At 72.8% G+C, this 19135-nt stretch carries 17 protein-coding genes; 13 read left to right on the top strand and 4 right to left on the bottom strand.

Annotation, left to right across the window (positions count from 1 at the left end):
- Window positions 1-35: 35 nt before the first annotated feature.
- Both ACFFBG_RS07985 and ACFFBG_RS07980 read right to left on the bottom strand, forming a co-directional pair.
- Entirely contained in the window at window positions 36-251 is a 216-nt protein-coding gene (locus ACFFBG_RS07985) for a hypothetical protein (protein ID WP_375477440.1), read from the bottom strand.
- A gap of 87 nt (window positions 252-338) precedes the next feature.
- Window positions 339-1736 carry an FAD-binding oxidoreductase gene (locus ACFFBG_RS07980; protein WP_375477438.1) on the bottom strand — a complete coding sequence of 466 codons (1398 nt, stop codon included), beginning with the start codon at window positions 1734-1736 and terminating at the stop codon, window positions 339-341.
- A gap of 561 nt (window positions 1737-2297) precedes the next feature.
- Between ACFFBG_RS07980 and ACFFBG_RS07975 the strand changes: the two genes are divergently transcribed.
- From ACFFBG_RS07975 to topA, 6 genes are all read left to right on the top strand, one after another.
- Window positions 2298-2555 carry a DUF4244 domain-containing protein gene (locus tag ACFFBG_RS07975; protein ID WP_375477436.1) on the top strand — a complete coding sequence of 86 codons (258 nt, stop codon included), beginning with the start codon at window positions 2298-2300 and terminating at the stop codon, window positions 2553-2555.
- Window positions 2556-2622: 67 nt separating this feature from the next.
- Entirely contained in the window at window positions 2623-2952 is a 330-nt protein-coding gene (locus ACFFBG_RS07970) for a TadE family type IV pilus minor pilin (protein ID WP_375477434.1), read from the top strand.
- On the top strand, window positions 2949-3365 hold the full coding sequence (locus ACFFBG_RS07965) for an Rv3654c family TadE-like protein (RefSeq protein WP_375477432.1): 417 nt from the start codon (window positions 2949-2951) through the stop codon (window positions 3363-3365). Before ACFFBG_RS07970 ends, ACFFBG_RS07965 begins: the two co-directional genes overlap by 4 nt.
- 155 nt (window positions 3366-3520) lie before the next feature.
- Window positions 3521-3865, top strand: coding sequence for an STAS domain-containing protein (locus tag ACFFBG_RS07960; RefSeq protein ID WP_375477430.1), 345 nt, complete (start codon window positions 3521-3523; stop codon window positions 3863-3865).
- A gap of 174 nt (window positions 3866-4039) precedes the next feature.
- Entirely contained in the window at window positions 4040-6382 is a 2343-nt protein-coding gene (locus ACFFBG_RS07955) for a sodium-translocating pyrophosphatase (protein WP_375477428.1), read from the top strand.
- 157 nt (window positions 6383-6539) lie between these two features.
- Window positions 6540-9314, top strand: coding sequence for a type I DNA topoisomerase (gene topA, locus ACFFBG_RS07950; RefSeq protein WP_375477426.1), 2775 nt, complete (start codon window positions 6540-6542; stop codon window positions 9312-9314).
- A 481-nt stretch (window positions 9315-9795) separates the two neighbouring features.
- Here the strand turns inward: topA and ACFFBG_RS07945 are convergent, their stop codons facing one another.
- Both ACFFBG_RS07945 and ACFFBG_RS07940 read right to left on the bottom strand, forming a co-directional pair.
- Entirely contained in the window at window positions 9796-10155 is a 360-nt protein-coding gene (locus tag ACFFBG_RS07945) for a VOC family protein (RefSeq protein ID WP_375477424.1), read from the bottom strand.
- On the bottom strand, window positions 10152-10925 hold the full coding sequence (locus ACFFBG_RS07940) for a trans-aconitate 2-methyltransferase (protein WP_375477422.1): 774 nt from the start codon (window positions 10923-10925) through the stop codon (window positions 10152-10154). Before ACFFBG_RS07940 ends, ACFFBG_RS07945 begins: the two co-directional genes overlap by 4 nt.
- A 120-nt stretch (window positions 10926-11045) precedes the next feature.
- On the opposite strand from ACFFBG_RS07940, the gene ACFFBG_RS07935 reads away from it, so the two are divergent.
- The 7 genes from ACFFBG_RS07935 to ACFFBG_RS07905 all read left to right on the top strand — a co-directional run bounded on the left by ACFFBG_RS07935 (window position 11046) and on the right by ACFFBG_RS07905 (window position 19121).
- The gene (locus ACFFBG_RS07935; RefSeq protein ID WP_375477420.1) at window positions 11046-12542 is read left to right on the top strand and encodes a metallophosphoesterase; all 1497 of its coding nucleotides are present in this window, start codon (window positions 11046-11048) and stop codon (window positions 12540-12542) included.
- Entirely contained in the window at window positions 12539-14662 is a 2124-nt protein-coding gene (locus tag ACFFBG_RS07930; RefSeq protein ID WP_375477418.1) for a bifunctional MFS transporter/dTMP kinase, read from the top strand. The genes ACFFBG_RS07935 and ACFFBG_RS07930 overlap by 4 nt, the downstream gene beginning before the upstream one ends.
- A gap of 9 nt (window positions 14663-14671) precedes the next feature.
- The gene (locus ACFFBG_RS07925; RefSeq protein ID WP_375477416.1) at window positions 14672-15553 is read left to right on the top strand and encodes a class I SAM-dependent methyltransferase; all 882 of its coding nucleotides are present in this window, start codon (window positions 14672-14674) and stop codon (window positions 15551-15553) included.
- A 13-nt stretch (window positions 15554-15566) separates the two neighbouring features.
- Window positions 15567-16193: a dTMP kinase gene (gene tmk, locus ACFFBG_RS07920; protein WP_375477414.1), complete on the top strand. Its 627-nt coding sequence runs from the start codon at window positions 15567-15569 to the stop codon at window positions 16191-16193.
- A gap of 127 nt (window positions 16194-16320) precedes the next feature.
- Window positions 16321-16848 carry a MarR family winged helix-turn-helix transcriptional regulator gene (locus ACFFBG_RS07915; RefSeq protein ID WP_375477412.1) on the top strand — a complete coding sequence of 176 codons (528 nt, stop codon included), beginning with the start codon at window positions 16321-16323 and terminating at the stop codon, window positions 16846-16848.
- 97 nt (window positions 16849-16945) lie between these two features.
- A complete protein-coding gene (locus tag ACFFBG_RS07910) occupies window positions 16946-18208 on the top strand; it encodes a DNA polymerase III subunit delta' (protein WP_375477410.1) in 1263 nt (420 codons plus the stop codon).
- Window positions 18209-18272: 64 nt separating this feature from the next.
- A complete protein-coding gene (locus ACFFBG_RS07905) occupies window positions 18273-19121 on the top strand; it encodes a stage 0 sporulation family protein (protein WP_375477408.1) in 849 nt (282 codons plus the stop codon).
- Window positions 19122-19135: the final 14 nt, after the last annotated feature.

The following is a 19135-nucleotide window of genomic DNA, read 5'->3' as shown; positions in this document are numbered from 1 at the left end:
GGCTGCGGCCTCGGCGCAGCCCTGGTCCGAGTCTGTCAACGAACCGGCGACGATGTCGGTCCATGCGCGGCGGGACCGCAACCGCCGCCGTCCACGCTGTCGTCGATCGGCAGGCCGTCGTCGATCGGCAGGCCGTCGTCATCACCGGCCGATTCCGAGTGGGCTCGTGCGCCCAGCGCGATCGCCAGGATCTCGGCGGCATCCGCCGCTGGGGATGCCGGTCGGGGCGGGGGCGAGTGTTCGGTGTCCACGACACGTCCTTTCTGATGGTCGTTACCTGACCGGTCGCTTTCGGTCGCTTATGACGGAGCACCGAGGCCCCGGCCCGCTCGCACGTGTCAGCTGACGAGCTCGGCCGCGGCGCGGACGATGGCGCCGAACGCGATGACGCCCGACGGGTCGTATGCCTCGGTCAGTGACGCGAGCCGCTCGAGGGTCGCGTCGTCGTACTTGCGAGCGAACTGGACGGGATCGCCCGAGGTGTGGAAGTTCGGCAGGCAGGCGCCGTCGCTCCACCGGGCAAGCGCGTCGAGGGCGGCCGCGGCGTGTTCGCGAGTGGCGTTGGCGACCGGCGGCGCCGCGATGCCGATCGTCAAGAACGAGTACGCGGCGTCGCGGTGGCTGAACGCGCTGGCACCGCCCTGTTCGCGGGCGATCGCCCCGCCGAGGTGCCGCAGCTCGACGATCACCTGGGGACATTCGGCCCCCGGGCCCGCGAGCGCGACGATCGTGTCGATCGCCTCGGCTGGCAGCGAGTGCAGCAGGGTGCCCGCGTCGTAGCTCGGCATCGGGTCGACCGGGTCGCTGTGGATCATCCCGATCGCGGCGTAGGGCATGACGCCGACGCCGCCGAAGACAACCCGGCCGGCCGATTCGATCGCGGCCAAGACGCGTCGGCCTTCGTCGGGGTCGCCGACCCACGCGAAGCGGACGGCGACGGCGACTGTGCCGGCTAAGGGCGCTGGCACGCCTGGCATCGGCGGCAGTCGGACGATCGCCACCGACGATGTCGCCTGCTCGGGCAGTGTGGCTGTCCACTCGGCCCACGCATGCAGCACCGGCGCGGTGTCGGCGCCGTCGAAGAACAGGCAGCCGCCGAGCAGCTGTGCGAGCGGGACGAGGTCGAACTCGACGGCGGTGACGATCCCGAGAGCGCCCTTGCCTCCGCGCAGACCCCAGAACAGCGCGGGGTTCTCCGTCGCGGTGGCGCGGCGCAGGACACCGTCGCCAGTGACCACGTCGAAGGCCGTCACGTAGTCGGCGGACACGCCGTAGGTGCGGGCCACCGGGCCGATGCCGCCGCCGGTGAGGAAGCCGACGACGCCGACGCCGGGCGCGGAGCCGGCCAGTGCGGCGAAGCCGAGCGGCGCGGACGCGTCGATGACTTCTGCCCACGTCAGCCCGGCCCCGGCGCGGGCCGCGCCGGACGCGCTGATCGTGAGCTCACGCAGCGCCGCGGTGTTGATCTGCACGGTGGGCTTGGCGTACTCCACTGCGCCGTGCCCGGTGGCCTGGACGCTCACCTGCACTCCGTGCTCGGCGGCGTACTGGACTCCTGCGACGACGTCGCCGGCCGAGTGCGCCACGACGACCGCGACGGGCCGATCGGCCACCGCGACGTTCCAGGGCTGGGCAAGCGCCTCATACCCAGGCGAGCCAGGCAGGTGCAGGGAACCGGCGAGGCCGGCGGCGAGCGACTCGAGCAAGGCGCTCGGGGGGTAGGTGGTGCTGGTCATCGTGTTCCTCCGTGGTGAGGGGCTCTGCGGTGTCGCATCACGGTCGCGGCCGGCGCTTGCGGAATGCTTGACGCCGCCTTGGTCACGACAGGCTGAAGGCTCCTACCTCGGGCACGGACCGTTCACCGACGAGGAGCTCCGTGCCGCGCGCCACCGGATAGCGGGCGAGATCGAGGCGTCGGCCCGGCCGCGCTCGGCGTGCGCGGTGTACGACGCTGGTGTGCTGATCGCCGCCGAGCGCAACGACCGTCGGGCGTGGGCCGATCATCGCGTCCGGCTCGAGTTGGGCATCGTGCCGATGACCACGGCTGCTGTCGTGGCACAGGCGAGCCCACGGCGAACCGTGTGGATCGAGCGCGGGAGCTCGCGGACTTCGGCGTTGCAACCACCGCCAGGGGCGGCGCGCGCGACGGTGAGCGCGACCACAGGCCATGACGGCCCCAGGCGGACGGTAGCTGCGGGGGGCGACATCAGGCCCGCCGTCGTCCACAGGCGTCCTCGTGGTCCACAGGAATAAGAAGGGCGCGGCGCCCCCCCGCCGTCCGCGGCCAAGCTCGACGCATGTCTCCAGTCGTGATCGTTCTCCTCTTCCCGTTCCGCCGCTTCCCGTTCCGCCTCTTCGCCCACGCCGCGGTCTTGTTGCGGCGACGCGCCGATCGCGCCCGGCTCGCGCTCGACGCCGGCATGACGACGGCGGAGTACGCAGTGGGCACTGTGGCTGCGGTCGCGTTCGCCGTCGTCCTCTACAAGGTCGTCCGCAGCCCCGCGGTGTCCGCGACGCTCAGCTCGATCGTCCGGTCGGCGCTGCATGCGCTCTGACCGGCGGGGTGGCCGGCGCAGTCGTCGGCGCCGCGATCGGCGGGTCGATCGAGGCCGCGACCGCGGCATGGCGACGGCCGAGCTCGCCGCGTGCCTGCCGGTGCTGTTGCTCGTCCTCGCGGTCGCCGTGAGCGCGGTCTCCGCCGTCGACGCCCGGGCGCGCGCGCAGGACGCCGCGCGCGAGGCGGCACGGGCCGCCGGCCGCGGCGACGTCGCCGCGGCCCGTCGACTAGGTGCCGCCGCCGCTCCGGGCGCGCGTCTGCAGCTCACCGTCGCCGGCGGATATGCGGTCGCCGTCGTGCGCTCTTCGGTGCGCCCGCTCGGCGGGATCGTGCCCGCGATGTCGTTCGCCGAACGCGCGGTGGCCGCCGTCGAGCCGCGGGCCGGAGCGCCGTGAGCGCGCCGGCCGGCCGGTGCCGCGCGCGGCGGCCGGCCCGGCCCCGGCGTGCTGCGGGCGAGCGCGGCTCGGCCTCGCTCTGGGTGCTCGCCGGCTGCAGCCTGCTCCTGGTCGTCGCGGCGGCGGCGACGCTGCGCGGGCTGGCGGTGCTGGCGCGCTCGCGGGCGGAGGCTGGGGCCGACCTCGCCGCGCTGGCCGGCGCCGCGCAGATCGGCGTCAGCTCGGCCAGCTGTTCCGCCGCGGCGATCGTCGCGCGGCGCAACGCCGCTCGGCTCGTCACGTGCTCGGTGTCGCTCGACCCCGCGGGGCGCAGCGGCACGGTGACGGTCCGGGTCAGCGCGACGGCGTGGCTGCCGCTGGTGGGGTCGCGGGCGGTGTCGGCGACGGCACGCGCGGGCCGGCTGCCGAGCTGACCACGGCGCCCGCCCGCCAGGCGTTCGCACGCGGCAATCGCGGAGCGGGTGGCGGCGAGGCGCCGTCCGGGCTCGCCGTTGTGGCATGCTGACCGGGGCCCGCACGCCCGGCGAAACAGACGTCGGCGGGCGGATTTAGACGAAGGTGGCAGCGAGTGGACGTGTCCGTGTCCCGCCGAGCAAATGGGGACGTCCCCGTCGTTTCGGTCAGCGGCGAGGTCGACGTCTATTCCGCCCCCGCTCTGAAGGACAGCCTGACCGGGCTGCTGAAGTCCGGCGTCAGCAGCGTGGTCGTCGACCTCACCGAGGTCGCGTTCCTCGACTCCACCGGGCTGGGCGCGCTCGTCGAAGCACGCGCGGCCACCACCGAAGCGGGCGGCTCGTTGGCGTTGGTCTGCAGCCAGGAACGCATCCTGAAGCTGTTCACGATCACCGGGCTCGACGGCGTCTTCGCCATTCACGCCACCGTCGACGACGCGGTCGCCAGCATCTCCTCTTGACGCCAGCTCCGGCCCGGCCCTCAGCCGGCGCCTGAGCCCGCACCGCCGAACCGTCCGAGCTGCGCGTTACACTCCGCCGGTCAACGCCTCGGCTGGGATTGCCCGGTGGCGTTCCTGTGCGTCGTCGGGCATCGAGCCCGGCCACAGTTCGGCGAGTCGACACAAGGGGATTGCATGGCCGCGCACCACCTCAGCACCACCGCCGGCTCGGTCGTCCGAGCTCTGCCCGGAATCACGAGCGGGCAGCGCGGCTTCGTGTTCGTCATTCTCGCGCTCGCCGTGCTGGCCCTGATCTACTCCTACGTCCTCGTCCGCGAGGTCCTCGCCGCCGACACCGGCACCGCCAACATGCAAGAGATCTCCAAGGCGGTGCAGGAAGGCGCGGCGGCGTACTTGAACCGGCAGTTCCGCACGCTGGGCGTCTTCTCGATCATCGTCTTCGTGTTGTTGCTGGTCCTGCCGGTCAGCGTCGACCACGACGAGACGACCGTGCGCGTCTTCCGGGCGGTGTTCTTCCTCGTCGGCGCCGCCTTCTCGGCCACCGTCGGCTACATCGGCATGACGATGGCGACCCGCGCGAACGTCCGGGTCGCCGCGGCCGCCCGGGGCGGCGGCAGCGAGCGAGGCTTCCACATCGCGTTCCGCACCGGCGGCATCGTCGGCATGCTCACCGTCGGCCTCGGCCTGCTGGGCGCCTCGATCGTGCTGCTCTGCTTCAACGACAACGCTCCCACCGTGCTCGAGGGCTTCGGCTTCGGCGGCGCGCTGCTCGCCATGTTCATGCGCGTCGGCGGCGGCATCTTCACCAAGGCCGCCGACGTCGGCGCCGACCTCGTCGGCAAGGTCGAGGCCGGCATCCCCGAGGACGATCCGCGCAACGCGGCGACCATCGCCGACAACGTGGGCGACAACGTCGGTGACTGCGCCGGCATGGCGGCCGACCTGTTCGAGTCCTTCGCCGTCACGTTGGTGGCCGCGCTGATCCTCGGCCAACAGGCGTTCGGCGCGAAGGGCCTGCTGCTGCCGCTGATCATCGGCGGCATCGGCATCATCAGCTCCGTCGTCGGCATCCTGACCACCAAGCTTCGGGCGAGCGACCGAAACGGCCTGGTGCCGATCAACCGCGGCTTCCTCATCTCCGCCGTCGTCTCGCTGGTCCTCGTCGCGATCACCGCGTTCACCTTCTTGCCGAGCAAGTTCAGCAAGTTCACCGACATCGCGGGCTCCGACTCCTCCGGCAACCCGGCAGTCATCGCCTTCGTCGCCGTGCTGATCGGCATCGTGCTCGCCGTGTTGATCCAGCAGCTGACCGGCTATTTCACCGACACGATCCGCCGGCCGGTGAGGGACGTCGCGAAAACGTCGTTGACCGGCCCGGCAACGGTCATCCTGTCCGGCATTTCACTCGGCCTCGAGTCGGCCGTCTACACCTCGATCTTGATCGCGCTGGCAGTGTTCGGCGCGTTCCTGCTGGGCAGCGGCTCGGTCGGCGTCGCGCTGTTCGCCGTCGCGCTCGCCGGCACCGGCCTGCTGACGACCGCCGGCGTCATCGTCTCGATGGACACCTTCGGACCGGTCAGCGACAACGCGCAGGGCGTCGCCGAGATGAGCGGCGACATCGACGAGGCCGGCGCGCGGGTGCTCACCGACCTCGACGCGGTGGGCAACACCACCAAGGCGATCACCAAGGGCATCGCGATCGCGACCGCCGTGCTCGCCGCGACGGCGCTGTTCGGCTCGTTCACCGAGGCGGTCAGCAAAGCGGTCGTCGACCACCACGCCCCGAACGGCATCGACTTCCAGATCATCTCGCCGAACCTGCTGGTGGGCGCGATCATCGGCGCGGCCGCGGTGTTCCTGTTCAGCGGCCTGGCGATCAGCGCGGTGGGCCGGGCGGCGGGCCGGGTGGTCTACGAGGTGCGCGACCAGTTCCGCCAGCACCCCGGGATCATGGATTTCTCCGAGAAGCCGGACTACGCGCGAGTCGTCGACATCTGCACCAAGGACTCGCTGCGCGAGCTGGCCACGCCCGGCCTGCTCGCGATCTTCGCCCCGATCACCGTCGGCTTCGCGTTCGGCGCCGGCCCGCTGGCGGGCTACCTCGCCGGCGCGATCTCGGCCGGCGTGCTGATGGCGGTGTTCCTCGCGAACTCCGGCGGCGCCTGGGACAACGCGAAGAAGATGGTCGAGGACGGCCTGTACGGCGGCAAGGGCAGCGACCCGCACGCCGCGACCGTCATCGGCGACACCGTCGGCGACCCGTTCAAGGACACCGCAGGCCCGGCGATCAACCCGCTGATCAAGGTGATGAACCTGGTCGCCGTGCTCATCGCGCCCGCCGTCGTCGAGTACAGCGTGGGCGATGACAAGAACAACGGCGTGCGCGCCGCCATCGCCATCGTCGCGTTCCTGATCATCGCCGCGGCCGTCATCGTGTCCAAGCGCCGACAGGTCTCGATGGGCGACGACGCGCCGGCGGCGGATCAGAAGCCGGCGACGCCCGTCAACGTCGCCTGACACCCGTCAGTGGTCAGTTTCGCAGCTCAGTGGCCGCGGTTTCGCGACCACTGACCGCGCGAACTGACCACTGACGCGGACTGGCTGGTTGGCGCGGTCCTGTAGCGTCCGCGACGTCGGGCCGAGAGCGCCCGGAGTCGATCTTCGAGGAGTGCTGGTGGCAGGCAAGGGTGGCGGCGCGGGCACCAAATTGGTGATCGTGGAGTCCCCTGCGAAAGCCAAGACGATCGGCGGCTACCTCGGTTCCGGCTATATCGTCGAGGCCTCCATCGGCCATATCCGCGACCTGCCGCGCAACGCCGCCGACGTCCCGGCCGCGCACAAGGGCGAGGCATGGGCCCGCCTCGGCGTCGACACCGAGCACGACTTCGAGCCGCTCTACGTCGTCAGCCCGGACCGCAAACAGCAGGTCAGCAAGCTCAAGGCGCTCGTCAAGGACGCCTCCGAGCTCTACCTCGCCACGGATGAGGACCGCGAGGGCGAGGCGATCGCGTGGCACCTCGTCGAGACGCTCAGTCCGAAGATCCCGGTCCGCCGGATGGTGTTCCACGAGATCACGCCCAGCGCCATCGCCGCGGCCGTCGGCAACCCGCGCGAGATCGACGACCATCTCGTCGACGCGCAAGAGACCCGGCGCATCCTCGACCGCCTCTACGGCTACGAGGTCAGCCCGGTGCTCTGGAAGAAGGTGTTGCCCGGGCTGTCTGCCGGCCGGGTGCAGTCCGTCGCGACCCGGATGGTCGTCGAGCGCGAACGGGAGCGGATGGCGTTCCATGCCGCGACCTATTGGGACGTCGTCGGCACGTTTGCCCCGGCCCAGCCCAAGCCGACCGACCCCGACACGTTCACCGCGACGCTCGTGAGCGTCGACGACACCCGGCTGGCGACCGGCCGCGACTTCGACGCAGCGACCGGCCGGGCGCCGTCGAACGTGTTGCACCTCGACGAAGCAGGCGCCCGCGGGCTCGCCGCCCGCCTCGATGGCCGGCCGTTCGCGGTGCAGGGGGTCGAGGAGAAGCCGTACCGGCGCCGGCCGTACCCCCCGTTCATGACCTCGACGCTGCAGCAGGAGGCCGGCCGCAAGTTCCGCTGGTCCGCGCAGCAGGTCATGCGCACCGCGCAGCGGTTGTACGAGAACGGCTACATCACCTACATGCGCACCGACTCGACGACGCTGTCGACCACCGCGCTCACCGCCGCGCGGACGCAGGCGCGCGAGCTGTACGGCGACGCCTACGTGCCGGCCGAGCCGCGCCTCTACACCCGCAAGGTGAAGAACGCGCAGGAGGCGCACGAGGCGATCCGGCCCGCCGGCGACAGCTTCCGCACGCCCGGCCAGGTCGCCCAGCAGCTGTCGTCAGAGGAGTTCCGGCTCTACGAGCTGGTCTGGCAACGCACGCTCGCCTCGCAGATGGCCGACGCGGTCGGCACCACGGTGTCCGTGCGCCTCGGCGCCTCGTCCGCCGCGGACGAGGCGGTGGTGTTCACGACGTCCGGTCGGACGATCACCTTTCCTGGGTTCCTGCGCGCCTACGTCGAGGACACCGACGAGACCACCGCGGAGAAGGACGACGCGGAGAAGCGGCTGCCGCAGCTCGCCCGCGGCGACGCGCTGGACCCGCGCTCGTTCGACCCGGCCGGGCACACCACCTCGCCGCCGGCGCGTTACACAGAGCCGTCGCTGGTCAAGGCGATGGAGGAGCTCGGCGTCGGCCGGCCGTCCACCTACGCCTCGATCATGCAGACGATCCAGGATCGCGGGTACGTCTGGAAGAAAGGCCCCGCGCTCGTCCCGACCTGGACCGCGTTCGCGGTCGTCGGCCTGCTGCAGTCCTATTTCTCCCGGCTGGTCGACTATGGGTTCACCGCATCGGTCGAGAACGACCTGGACGACATCGCGTCGGGCGAGCGCTCGCGGGTCGAATGGCTGCGGCGCTTCTACTTCGGCTCGACGGACGCGGTTCCCGCCGTCGTGCCCGCCGCTGCACCCGCCGCCGCGCCCGCCGCGGCGGCGCACGCGAACGACTCAGAGCGCATCTCCGCGCAGGGCGGCCTCAAGCGGTTGATCGCCACCCGGCTGGAAGAGATCGACGCGCGCGGCGTCAACTCGATCTCTCTCGCCGACGGCGCGGTCGTGCGGGTCGGCCGGTACGGGCCGTACCTGCAGCGCGGTGAGGGTGACGACGCGCAGCGCGCGTCCGTGCCCGAGGATCTCGCGCCGGACGAGCTGACGCCGGAGAAGATCGAGGAGTTGTTGTCCGCGCCGTCCGGGGACCGCGAGCTCGGCACGACGTCGGACGGCCGCGAGGTCACCGCCCGCGCCGGCCGGTATGGGCCGTACGTGACGGACGGGGAGAAGACGGCGTCGCTGTTCAAGACGATGTCGTTGGACACCGTGACGCTGGACGACGCCGCCCGGCTGCTTACCCTGCCGCGCACGCTCGGCCAGCTCGAGGGCGAGGACGTCACCGCGCAGAACGGCCGGTACGGGCCGTATATCAAGCGCGGGTCGGACTCCCGCTCGATCGGGTCCGAGGACCAGCTGTTCACGATCACGCTGGACGAAGCCACGGCGATCTTCGCCCAGCCGAAGCAGCGTGGTCGGCAGGCCGCGGCCGCGCCCCCGCTGCGCGAGCTCGGCGCGGACCCGGTGTCCGGCAAGCCGATGGTGATCAAGGACGGCCGGTTCGGGCCGTACGTCACCGACGGCGAGACGAACGCGTCGCTGCGCAAGGGCGACGACATCGCGTCGTTGACCGACGAGCGAGGCGCCGAACTACTGGCCGACCGTCGCGCGCGGGGACCAGCGAAGAAAGCGCCGCGCAAGGCCGCGAAAAAATCGCCAGCAAAGAAAGCGGCTGCCAAGAAATCGGCAGCGAAGAAGGCGTCCGCGAAGCAGGCGGCTGCGAAGGTGCCCGCGAAGAAAGCCTGACGCCAGCCGATCCTGTGCTGATTTCAGTGCCCTGGCCCTGAACTGACACGTGGTCGCCGTGGTCGCCGTGGGCGTCGCGCTCAGTCGAGCAGCGCGCTCCGGCAGTCGGTGCCGCCGACACAAGGCGGGCGAAGTCGATCTCGCTCAACGCGTGCGCGCCCTGGGCGATGTCCTCGATTGCGGCCGCTAGGAGGCGACGGTGTCGAGCGCGCGGCGCCGCTACAAGCGCCAGGCGCAGCCCCGCCGGAGTCGGACGAACGTCGACACCGACGAGCCGACGGTGAGCGAGGCGCGCGCGGCAGCGGTCAACATGCCGACAGCGTGCGCGGACCAGGGCTCGGTCCGGAACCGGCCGCCTCCATCTGTGGACGACGCGCCTTCAGTGTTCGGAAGCGTTGTGCTCATGCCAGGGTCATGGACCCCGAAAATCGCACAAGATCGCTGCGACGTGGGCGCCGCGAGCTGGTCAGCCGCGAGCTGGTCAGGCCTGCTGGAACTCCAATCGGTTCCCGAACGGGTCATTCGTGTGGAAGCGGCGCACGCCTGGCACCTCGCCGTCGGAAGACACGCACTCGCAGCCGGCCGCGGACAGCATGTCGCGCAGCCCGTCCAGGTCGTCGACGAGGAACGCCGGGTGCGCCTTGCGGGCCGGGCTGAACGGTTGCTCGACGCCGAGGTGCAGCACAGCCGCGCCGCCGACGAACCAACAGCCGCCGCGCGCGGCCAGCACCGGCGGCTTGGGGACCTCGATCATGCCGAGCGCACCGCCGTAGAACTGCCGTGCGAGGTCCTCCGCGTTCGGCGGAATGGCCACCTGGACGTGGTCATAGCCGGTGATCATCGCCGCTGTCCCACGGCGAAGATGCGGCGGAACGGGAACAGGGTCGTGCCGTCCGCCTCGGCTGGATACGCCGTGCGCAGCAGCGCCGCGTACTCCTGCTCGAATTGCGCCGCCTCATCGGCCGGCAGCGCCGCGAGCACCGGTCTCAGCCCAGTCCCGCGCACCCATTCCAGCACCGGGTCCGCCCCGCGCAGGACGTGCAGGTACGTCGTTTCCCACACGTCCACGGACAGCCCGGCGGCGGCGAGCAGTTGCGCGTAGCCCGGCGGGGAGTCCACCGCGCCGGCATGCCGCAGCACGCCGGCGAGCCGGGCCGCCCACCGCGCCGAGGCCGCGAGCTCGCGCATGAGCACATGCGACGGCGCGTCGAAATTGCCCGGCACCTGCATCGCCAACCAGCCGCCGGCGGGCATTGCGGCCGCCCATCGCGTCAGCAGTGACCGGTGTTCGGGCACCCATTGCAACGTCGCGTTGCTGACGATCACGTCGATGTCCGGCTCGGGCGTCCACTCCGCGACGTCCGCGACGCGAAAGCGGATGTTGGGCGTCTCGAGCGGCCGCGCGGACTCGATCATCGCCGCGGACGAGTCGACGCCTTCGATCCGCGCGGCCGGCCAGCGCTGCGCCAGCGTGGCGGTCAACCTGCCGGGGCCACAGCCGAGGTCGACGACCGCGCGGGGCGCCGCGCAATCGATGCGGGCAAGCAGGTCGGCGAACGGCCGCTCGCGCTCGTCGGCGTAGCGGAGGTACTGCGTCGGATTCCAGTCCATGCCCGCGCCTCCCGACGGTCGATGTCTTGACGTCAAGACAATCTACGAGCCAGATATCTTGACGTCAAGACAACTTGCGGCGGAGGCGGCCGCGCAGGGCCGACGCCCTATGCTTCGCCCGTGCACCGCGCCGTCCGCAAGCCGCGGCCGCGGCCGGTCGCGCGCACCGTCCGCAGCGCGGTAGAGACCGGCGTCGGGCTCGCGGCCGGCGTCGGGGGCGCGCAGCTCGGCCTGCTGCTCGCGGGCCGTACCGCACGCTGGCTCGGGCCGGTGCGGGTCGTCGCCGCCGCAGACCTCGCCCGGCATGCCGGCACCCAGCTCGACGTGCCCCCGCTCGGCGCCGCGCGGGTGCGGACCCATCGCGGGCCGTTGCGCGTGCGGCTCACGGCGACCGACGTCGACCCCGGGCGCGCGGACGGGCTGCTGCGCATGCCGGACAGCCCGCAGGACGCCGCCGACCTCCGCGGCCAGCTGCACGCGCTACTCGGCGATCTGGGCGCCGAGGCGGCCTTGCTCGGCCGCGCGCTCGCGATCAGATCGGCCGTGACCGCGCTCGGCGGGGCGGCTCTCGCCGGCCTCGCGGTCCGCCGCCCCGCGACGGCGACCGCCGGCGCGGCCGCGCTGCTCGGCGCCGCAGCGGCGACGGCCGCCGCGAGCGTCGACCGCGACGCCTGGCGCGACCCGGCGCTCACCGGCCTGCTGCGTGAGGCGCCGGCGATCGTCGGCGACCTGCGCACTGCGCCGCAGCGCGTCGACACCTACCGCGATCAGCTCGCCGACCTGCTGCGCACCGGCACCGGGGTGTACCGGCGCATCGCGACGCTGCCCGAGCCGCCGCCCGCCGACGCGATCCGGCTGCTGCACGTGTCCGACATCCACCTCAGCCCGCTCGCCTATCCGCTCGCGCAGGCACTGGTCGAGCAGTACGCCGTCGACGCGGTCGTCGACACCGGCGACCTCGTCGATTGGGGCACCGCTCTCGAGCAGGGCTTCGCCGCGCAGATCGGCAGGCTCGGCGTCCCCTACGTCTACGTCAAGGGCAACCACGACTCGGCCGGCATCGCGGCCGCCGTCGCAGCGCAGCCGAACGCGGTCGTCCTCGACGTCGCCGACGGGCCGGCCGAGGTCGCCGGCCTGCGCTTCGCCGGCATGGCGGACCCGCGCTTCACGCCGGACAAGACGACCGGCGACGACCACGCCGCACACCGGGTGTCCGAACGCGCGGTCGAGTTCGCGGCGAGCCTCGCCGGCCAGGACGTCGACATCGCGCTCGCCCACGACCCAACGGCCGGCCGCGCGCTCGAAGGGCTCGTCCCACTCGTCCTCGCCGGCCACACGCACAACCGCGCGGCGCGCCGCCACGGCCAGACGACCGTGCTCGTGCAGGGGACGAGCGGCGGCTCCGGGCTGCGCGGCGTGCAGCACGACCCGCCCACGCCGGTGTCGCTTTCGATCGTGTACATCGACCGCGCCGGCAAGCGGCTCTGGGGGGTGGACGAGGTCACGCTGGGCGGCCTGGGCAGCGTGACGCTGGCGATCGTCCGGCGGCCGGTCGCGGACCTCCTCGCCCCGACGGACCCGAGCGCCGCCGTGGACCCGAGCGCCGGCTCGACGTGACCGGCAACCTGCCGGACGACACGGCGCTCGGCGGCGCGCCCCGGCGGGAGAACGCGTTGCTCGAGCTGTTCCGCATCTCGATCTTCCGCCGGATGTGGGCGGCGATCACGTTCTCCAGCCTGGGCGACTGGCTCGGGCTGCTCGCCAATACGGCCCTGGCCCAGCAGCTGACCCGCGAGCAATCCGTCGCCACGCAGGGGGTCGCGATCTCCGGCGTGCTGCTCGTCCGGCTGGCGCCTGACCTGCTCTTCGGCGCGTTCGCCGCCGCGATCGCCGACAAGCTCGATCGCCGCAAAACCGTCATCGCCGGCGAGCTCACCGCCGCCGTGCTCTACGCCTCGATCGCCATCGGCTACAACCTCGCCTGGCTCTACATCGCCCAGTTCGTCATCGAGGCCGCCGGGCTGTTCACCCAGCCGGCCAAGCAGGTCATCTGGGTCGCGATCGTGCCGAAGCGGCTGCTCGCCACCGCCAACCAGATCTCCCTGCTCTCGGTGTACGGCACGGTGCCGGTCGCTGCCGGCGTGTTCGCGTTGCTGTCCGCGATCAACCGGCTGATCGGCGGCACCAGCGCGACGGACGCGAACCATGTCAACGCTGCCATCGTCATCGCGCTGCTGCTGAACACGCTGACATTCCTGGTCAGCTCCTCGACGGTTTTCCTCAGCCGCCACCGGATCGCAGGCAAGCCGGCTGAACGCGAACAGGAGCAGGGCGTCTTCACCCTGTTGCGCGAGGGAGTCGTGTTCGTTCGCGGGAACTCGCTGATCCGCGGGCTGTACGTCGGCATCATCGGCGCGTTCGTCGCCGGCGGCCTGACGGCCGGCGTCGCCCAGCTCTGGGTGAGGACGCTCTCGGCGGGCACCGCCGGCTACGCGATCATGTTCGGCACCGTGTTCACCGGCCTGGCCGTCGGGATGCTGGTCGGCCCCAAGATCATGCCGAGCTACGCGCGCAGCCGGGTGTTCGGCCTGGCAATCGGCAGCGCCGGCGTGACGTTGCTCGCCGCGTCGGTGATCCGCAACTTCATCCTGGCCGACGGCCTGGCGGCGCTGATCGGCGCGTTCGCCGGGATGGCGTGGATCATCGGCTACACGCTCATCGGCCAGGAGGTCGAGGACCGGCTGCGCGGCCGAATCTTCGCGTTCGTGCTGTCCTCGGTGCGCATCACGCTGCTGCTGACGATCGCCGTCGGCCCCGTCCTCGCCGGTCTGCTCGGCTCGCACGCGATCCCGTTCGGCAACGACGTCCACCTGCGGCTGTCCGCGCCCGGGCTGACGTTGCTGATCGGCGGGGTGGTCGCGCTGCTCGTCAGCTTCTACGCGACATCGCGGGCGACCCGGTCGCCGACGACGATGCGCGACGCCCTGCGCAGGCGGGTGCTGCACCCGAACTTCGGCAGGCCCGCAGACGACCACCAAGGCCTCTTTCTCACCGTCGAAGGCGTCGACCCGGTCGCCACTGCCGGGTACGCGGCGCTGCTCGCCGCGGCCGTGCGCGAGCGCGGGGTGGTGGTGCTCGCGACCGCCGAGCCGACCAACTCGCCGACCGGCCGACGCGTCGCCGAGCTGCTGCACGGCGCGGGCGACGGGCTGGACGCGCAGTCGATCGAGCCGGAGACCGCGGCCTTGCTGTCCGCAGCAGACCGCGCCGAGCACGTGGCGACGGTGCTGCGCCCTGCGCTGCGCCGCGGCGAGGTCGTCGTCTGCGACCGCTTCGCTCTCACCAGCGCGGCCCTGCACGGCGGGGGTCGCGGAGCGGATGTCGAGCGCATCCGCGCGATCAACCGCTGGGGCGCGGCGGATCTGCGTCCCGAGCTGAGCCTGGTGGTCGACAGCCTGCCGGTCGGCGTCGAGCGCGCGCTGTCCTTCGCCGGGGGGACGCACGATCTCGACGTCGAGGCGGTCGCGCGGACCCTGGTCGAGGCCGCCGACGCCGACCCGGACCGCTACGTCCTGTGCCATGGCGAGCTGCCGGACGCGTTGCCCGAAGTCGTGCGCGACCGCCTCGCCCGGCTGCTCGAGCAACGGGCGCCCCTGATCCCGAGCGAACCCGCGGGCTCGGGCGGCCCGGCGGGCTCGGGCGACTCGTCAACCGTGTCAAGAGGCACGACCCGATAGCGTGCAGCGGTGCAGGCAGGGCGAGCGGCGCAGAACTGGGAGCGCACCGACACCGAGGCCGTCGTGTGCTGTGTGTGCTCCCGTGCGGGCCGCCCGATCTACGACCTTGATCCGTTCGGCGTCGTACGCTGCCCGCGCTGCTCGCTTGTGTTCGTGAGCCCGCGGTTGACTCCCGACGCGCTGCAGCGGCTCTACGACGACGTCGGCTACTTCGAAGGCGCCGGCAGCGTCTACGGCGGCAGCGGCGTCAATGGCAATGGTGCCGCCGACAGTGGCGGCAGCGGCGTCAGCAGTGGCGGCAGCCGGTTCAGCCCGGCGATGGCGTTGCAGCGGCGCTGGATGGCTGGCCGGCTCGACCTCGCCGAACAGGCGTCCGGCAAGCCGGCGACCGGGGCCCGGCTGCTCGAGATCGGCAGCGCGTACGGGTTGTTCTTGACCGCCGCCCGCCGGCGCGGCTACGACGTCACCGGCGTCGAGCTGTCGGCCAGCGCCGCGGCCCACGCGCGCGAGCGCTCGGGGCTGACCGTGCACTCGACCCAGCTCGCCGAGGCGCCGCTCGACGGCCGCTTCGACGTCATCTGCGCCTGGGACACCATCGAGCACGTGCCCGACCCGGTGGACTTCTGGCGGGCGGTGCGCCGGCTGGTCGCCGACGACGGCGTGGCGCTGTTCTCCACGCCGTACTTCTCCTCCCTGCCGGCCCGGGTGCTGCGCGAGCGGTGGTGGACGCTCAAGCCGACCGAGCACATCTGGCACTTCACGCCGCGGACGCACCGCACCGTCGCCGAGCACGCCGGCATGCAGATCGACCGCTTCGTGCTCAACCCGCTCGCCCGGGCCAACTTCGGCCGGCTGGACTCGCTCGTCGGCGTCGCCCGTCCGGCTCGATGACGTCCGTTCGCACATGACGCGGGCTGGCGGGCTGTTCGTCGCGTTCGAGGGTGGCGAGGGGGTCGGCAAGACGACCCAGATCGCCGCGGCCAGAGCGTGGCTGGTCGCGAGCGGCCACGAGGTCGTCGCCACCCGCGAGCCGGGCGGCACCGCCCTTGGCGCCCGGCTGCGCGCGGCCGTGCTCGACCCCGACGGCGCCGTGACGCCGCGCGCCGAGGCGTTGATCTACGCCGCGGACCGCGCCCAGCACGTCGAGACCGTCGTCGGGCCGGCGCTCGCGGCTGGCGCGGTGGTGCTCACCGACCGCTATGTCGACTCGACGCTCGCCTACCAGGGCGCCGGCCGCGGCCTGACGGTCCCCGACGCGCGGGTCGTGACGGACTGGGCCACCGCCGGGCTGCTGCCGCGGCTGACCGTGCTGCTCGACCTGGATCCGCGGATCGGGTTGGCGCGCGCCGCAGCGCGGTCGGCCCCGGATCGGTTGGAGGCGGCGTCGCTGGACTTCCATGACGCGGTGCGGGCCGGTTTTCGCGCCCTCGCCGCCGCGGACGCGGGCCGGTACCTCGTCCTCGACGCTGCCGCGGATCCCGACGAGCTGACCGCCGCCGTGCGCCGCGCGCTGGAACCGCTGCTCGACTGACTGCCCGTAGCCACCCACCCACCGCGAGTTGTCCTCGCTTCCTCGGGCTATCGGCCGAGGACGCGCGGACAAGTTGGAGCACCGATCGCCGGCATCTTGACGTCGAGAGATGTGACAGCATGGTGAGGTGGCTGAGCCGGCGGACGAGCGCGCTGCCGGCGACGAGGTCGACGAGGTCGACGAGATCGTCACGGCCTGGCGCCGCGAACGCCCGGACCTCGACGTCGGGCCGCTGCAGGTGTTGTCGCGCCTCGACCGGCTGGCCGGCGTCCTCGGCGAGCGGCGGGCCGCGATCTTCGGCCAGCACGATCTCCGCAAGCACGAGTTCGACGTGCTGGCGGCCCTGCGGCGCGCCGGCGAGCCGTTCGAGCTGACCGCGGGCGAGCTGGCGGCGCGGACCTACGTCACGTCGGGCACGATGACCAGCCGGCTGGACGGTCTCACCGACCGCGGACTGGTCACCCGCGCCGCGGCTCGCGAGGACGGCCGGCTGGTCCGCGTCCGGCTCACCGGCCCGGGTCGGGCGCGGGTGGACGGCGCGTTCGAGGCGCTGCTCGCCGCCGAGCGCGAGCTGCTCACACCGCTGCCCCCGCACACCGTCGGCCCGCTCGCCGCCGCGCTGCGCAGCCTGCTGGCGAGCGCGGTGGACCGATGACGCCGCCGCCGCCGCCGGCCGCCGCGGCGGCCGATCCTGTGCGGTTTTCCGGGTCACGGCCCTGCCTGCGGCACAGGATCGCAGCACCAAGCGGGCCATGAGCGTCTGGGACGCGGTGATCGGCCAGCCGGAGGCGGTCGGCGCCCTGCGTGCGGCGGCGCGTTCGGCTGCAGAGATCGCCGCGGGCCGGCCCGGTGGGCCGGCCACGATGACGCACGCCTGGCTGTTCACCGGGCCCGCCGGCTCCGGCCGCTCGGTCGCCGCGCGTGCATTCGCCGCTGCGCTGCAGTGCGAGCGCTCAGCCGATCCGGCCGATACGGGCGATTCCGCCGGTCCGGTCGATCCCGCCGATCCGGCCGATCCGAACGGGTCCGACCTGCTCGGCTGCGGGCAGTGCGCCGCATGCCGGACCGTCGCCGCCCGCACCCATGCCGACGTCCACTCCGTCGTGCCCGAGGGCCTGTCGATCGGCGTCGATGAGATGCGCGCGGTGGTCGGCCGCGCCGCCCGCCGCCCGTCGCTCGGCCGCTGGCAGGTCGTCGTCATCGAGGACGCCGACCGCCTGACCGAGCAGGCCGCCAACGCGCTGCTGAAGGCCGTGGAGGAGCCGCCCGCTCGCACGGTGTTTCTGCTCTGCGCGCCGTCGCTGCATCCGGACGACGTGTCGCTGACGATCCGCTCGCGCTGCCGGCTGGTGGCGCTGCGGACGCCGGCCGCGGACGCGGTGGCCGAGGTGCTTGAACGCGGCGGCGTCGACGCCGACACCGCGCGCTGGGCGGCGGCCGCCGGCCAGGGGCACGTCGGGCGCTCGCGCCGGCTGGCCCGCGACGCCGACGCGCGCAGCCGGCGCGCCGAGGTGCTGGCCATCCCCGCGTCGCTCACCTCGCTGGCGGCTTGCCTGCGGGCTGCCGACCACCTCGTCGGCGCCGCCGAGGCCGAAGCCGGCGCGCTGTCCGCGGAGCTGGACGCGGGCGAGACGGAGTCGCTGCAGGTCGCGCTCGGCGCGGGCGCCACCGGCCGCGGAGTCGCGAGCGCCGTGCGCGGCTCCGCGGGCGCGCTGCGGGAGTTGGAGAAGCGGCAGAAGTCGCGCGCCACGCGCGCCCAGCGTGACGCCCTGGACCGCGCGCTGGTCGACCTCGCCGCGTTCTACCGGGACGTGCTGCTGGCGCAGGCCGGCTCGCCGGTGGCGCCTGCGCACCCGGATTTCGCCGACGACGTCGCCGCGGTGGGCCGCCAGGTCGCTTCGGCCGGCGTGCTGCAGCGGCTCAGCGCGATTCTGGCCTGCCGCGAGGCGCTGGACCAGAACGTGAAGCCGCGGATCGCGGTCGAAGCGCTGACCGCCGCGCTCCGGCTGCCCTGATCTCCGCGCTAAGCCGGCTCCGCTGGGCGCGAACAGCGCTGCGGACCCGGAGCCTGCGCGACCGGTGGCCGGCGCGGCTATCGTGCTCGACGTGGGCCTCATGTGCGCTGTGGTGTTCCAACCGCAGGGCCGGCTGTATTACGCCGACCCGGGACCACTCACGCCGGCGGTCGGCGACCACGTCCGCTATCCCACCGACGACGGCCCCGAGATCGCGCAGGTCGTGTGGGCGCCGCAATGGGTGTCCGAGGACGTCGGCGGCCTGCCGGTCCTGGTCGGGATGGCGAGCGAGCAGGACGAGCAAGACGCCGTGGCCGCGCGCAAGACGCGGGCGGCCGCGCGGATCGCGGCCAAACGGCTGGTCCGCGACCACGACCTGCCGATGAAGGTGGTCGGCGTCGACCACGTCGCCGCCGACAACCGCACCACCATCTATTTCACCGCCCCGCACCGGGTCGACTTCCGGGCGCTCGTCCGCGACCTCGCCGCCACGCTCGGCAGCCGGGTCGAGCTGCGACAGCTGTCCGCCCGGGACGAGGCGCGGCTGACCGGCGGGCTCGGCAGCTGCGGGCGGGAGCTGTGCTGCGCGACGTTCCTCGTCGACTTCGAGCCGGTCAGCGTGCGGATGGCGAAGGCGCAGGACCTGCCGCCGAACCCGCTGCGCATCTCCGGCGCGTGCGGGCGGCTGATGTGCTGCCTGAAGTACGAGCACCCGCTCTACGACGAGTTCGCCGCGCAGGCGCCGGCCGTCGGCGAGCAGGTCGAGACACCGGACGGCGAGGGCCGGGTGATCGGCCACGACGTGCCGCGCGAGGAGGTCGTCGTGCGCATCGCCGCGGACGGCCGGCGCACAAGCTGCGCGCTGGCCGCGGTGTGCTCGTCGCGCAAGGCCTACGACAGCACCAAGTCCTGACCGTCTGGAGAATG

The organism is uncultured Jatrophihabitans sp., from assembly GCF_964251945.1.
Lineage (GTDB): Bacteria > Actinomycetota > Actinomycetes > Mycobacteriales > Jatrophihabitantaceae > Jatrophihabitans.
The sequence above is the reverse complement of the archived record's forward strand: the minus strand, read 5'-3'. Positions and strand labels throughout refer to the sequence as shown.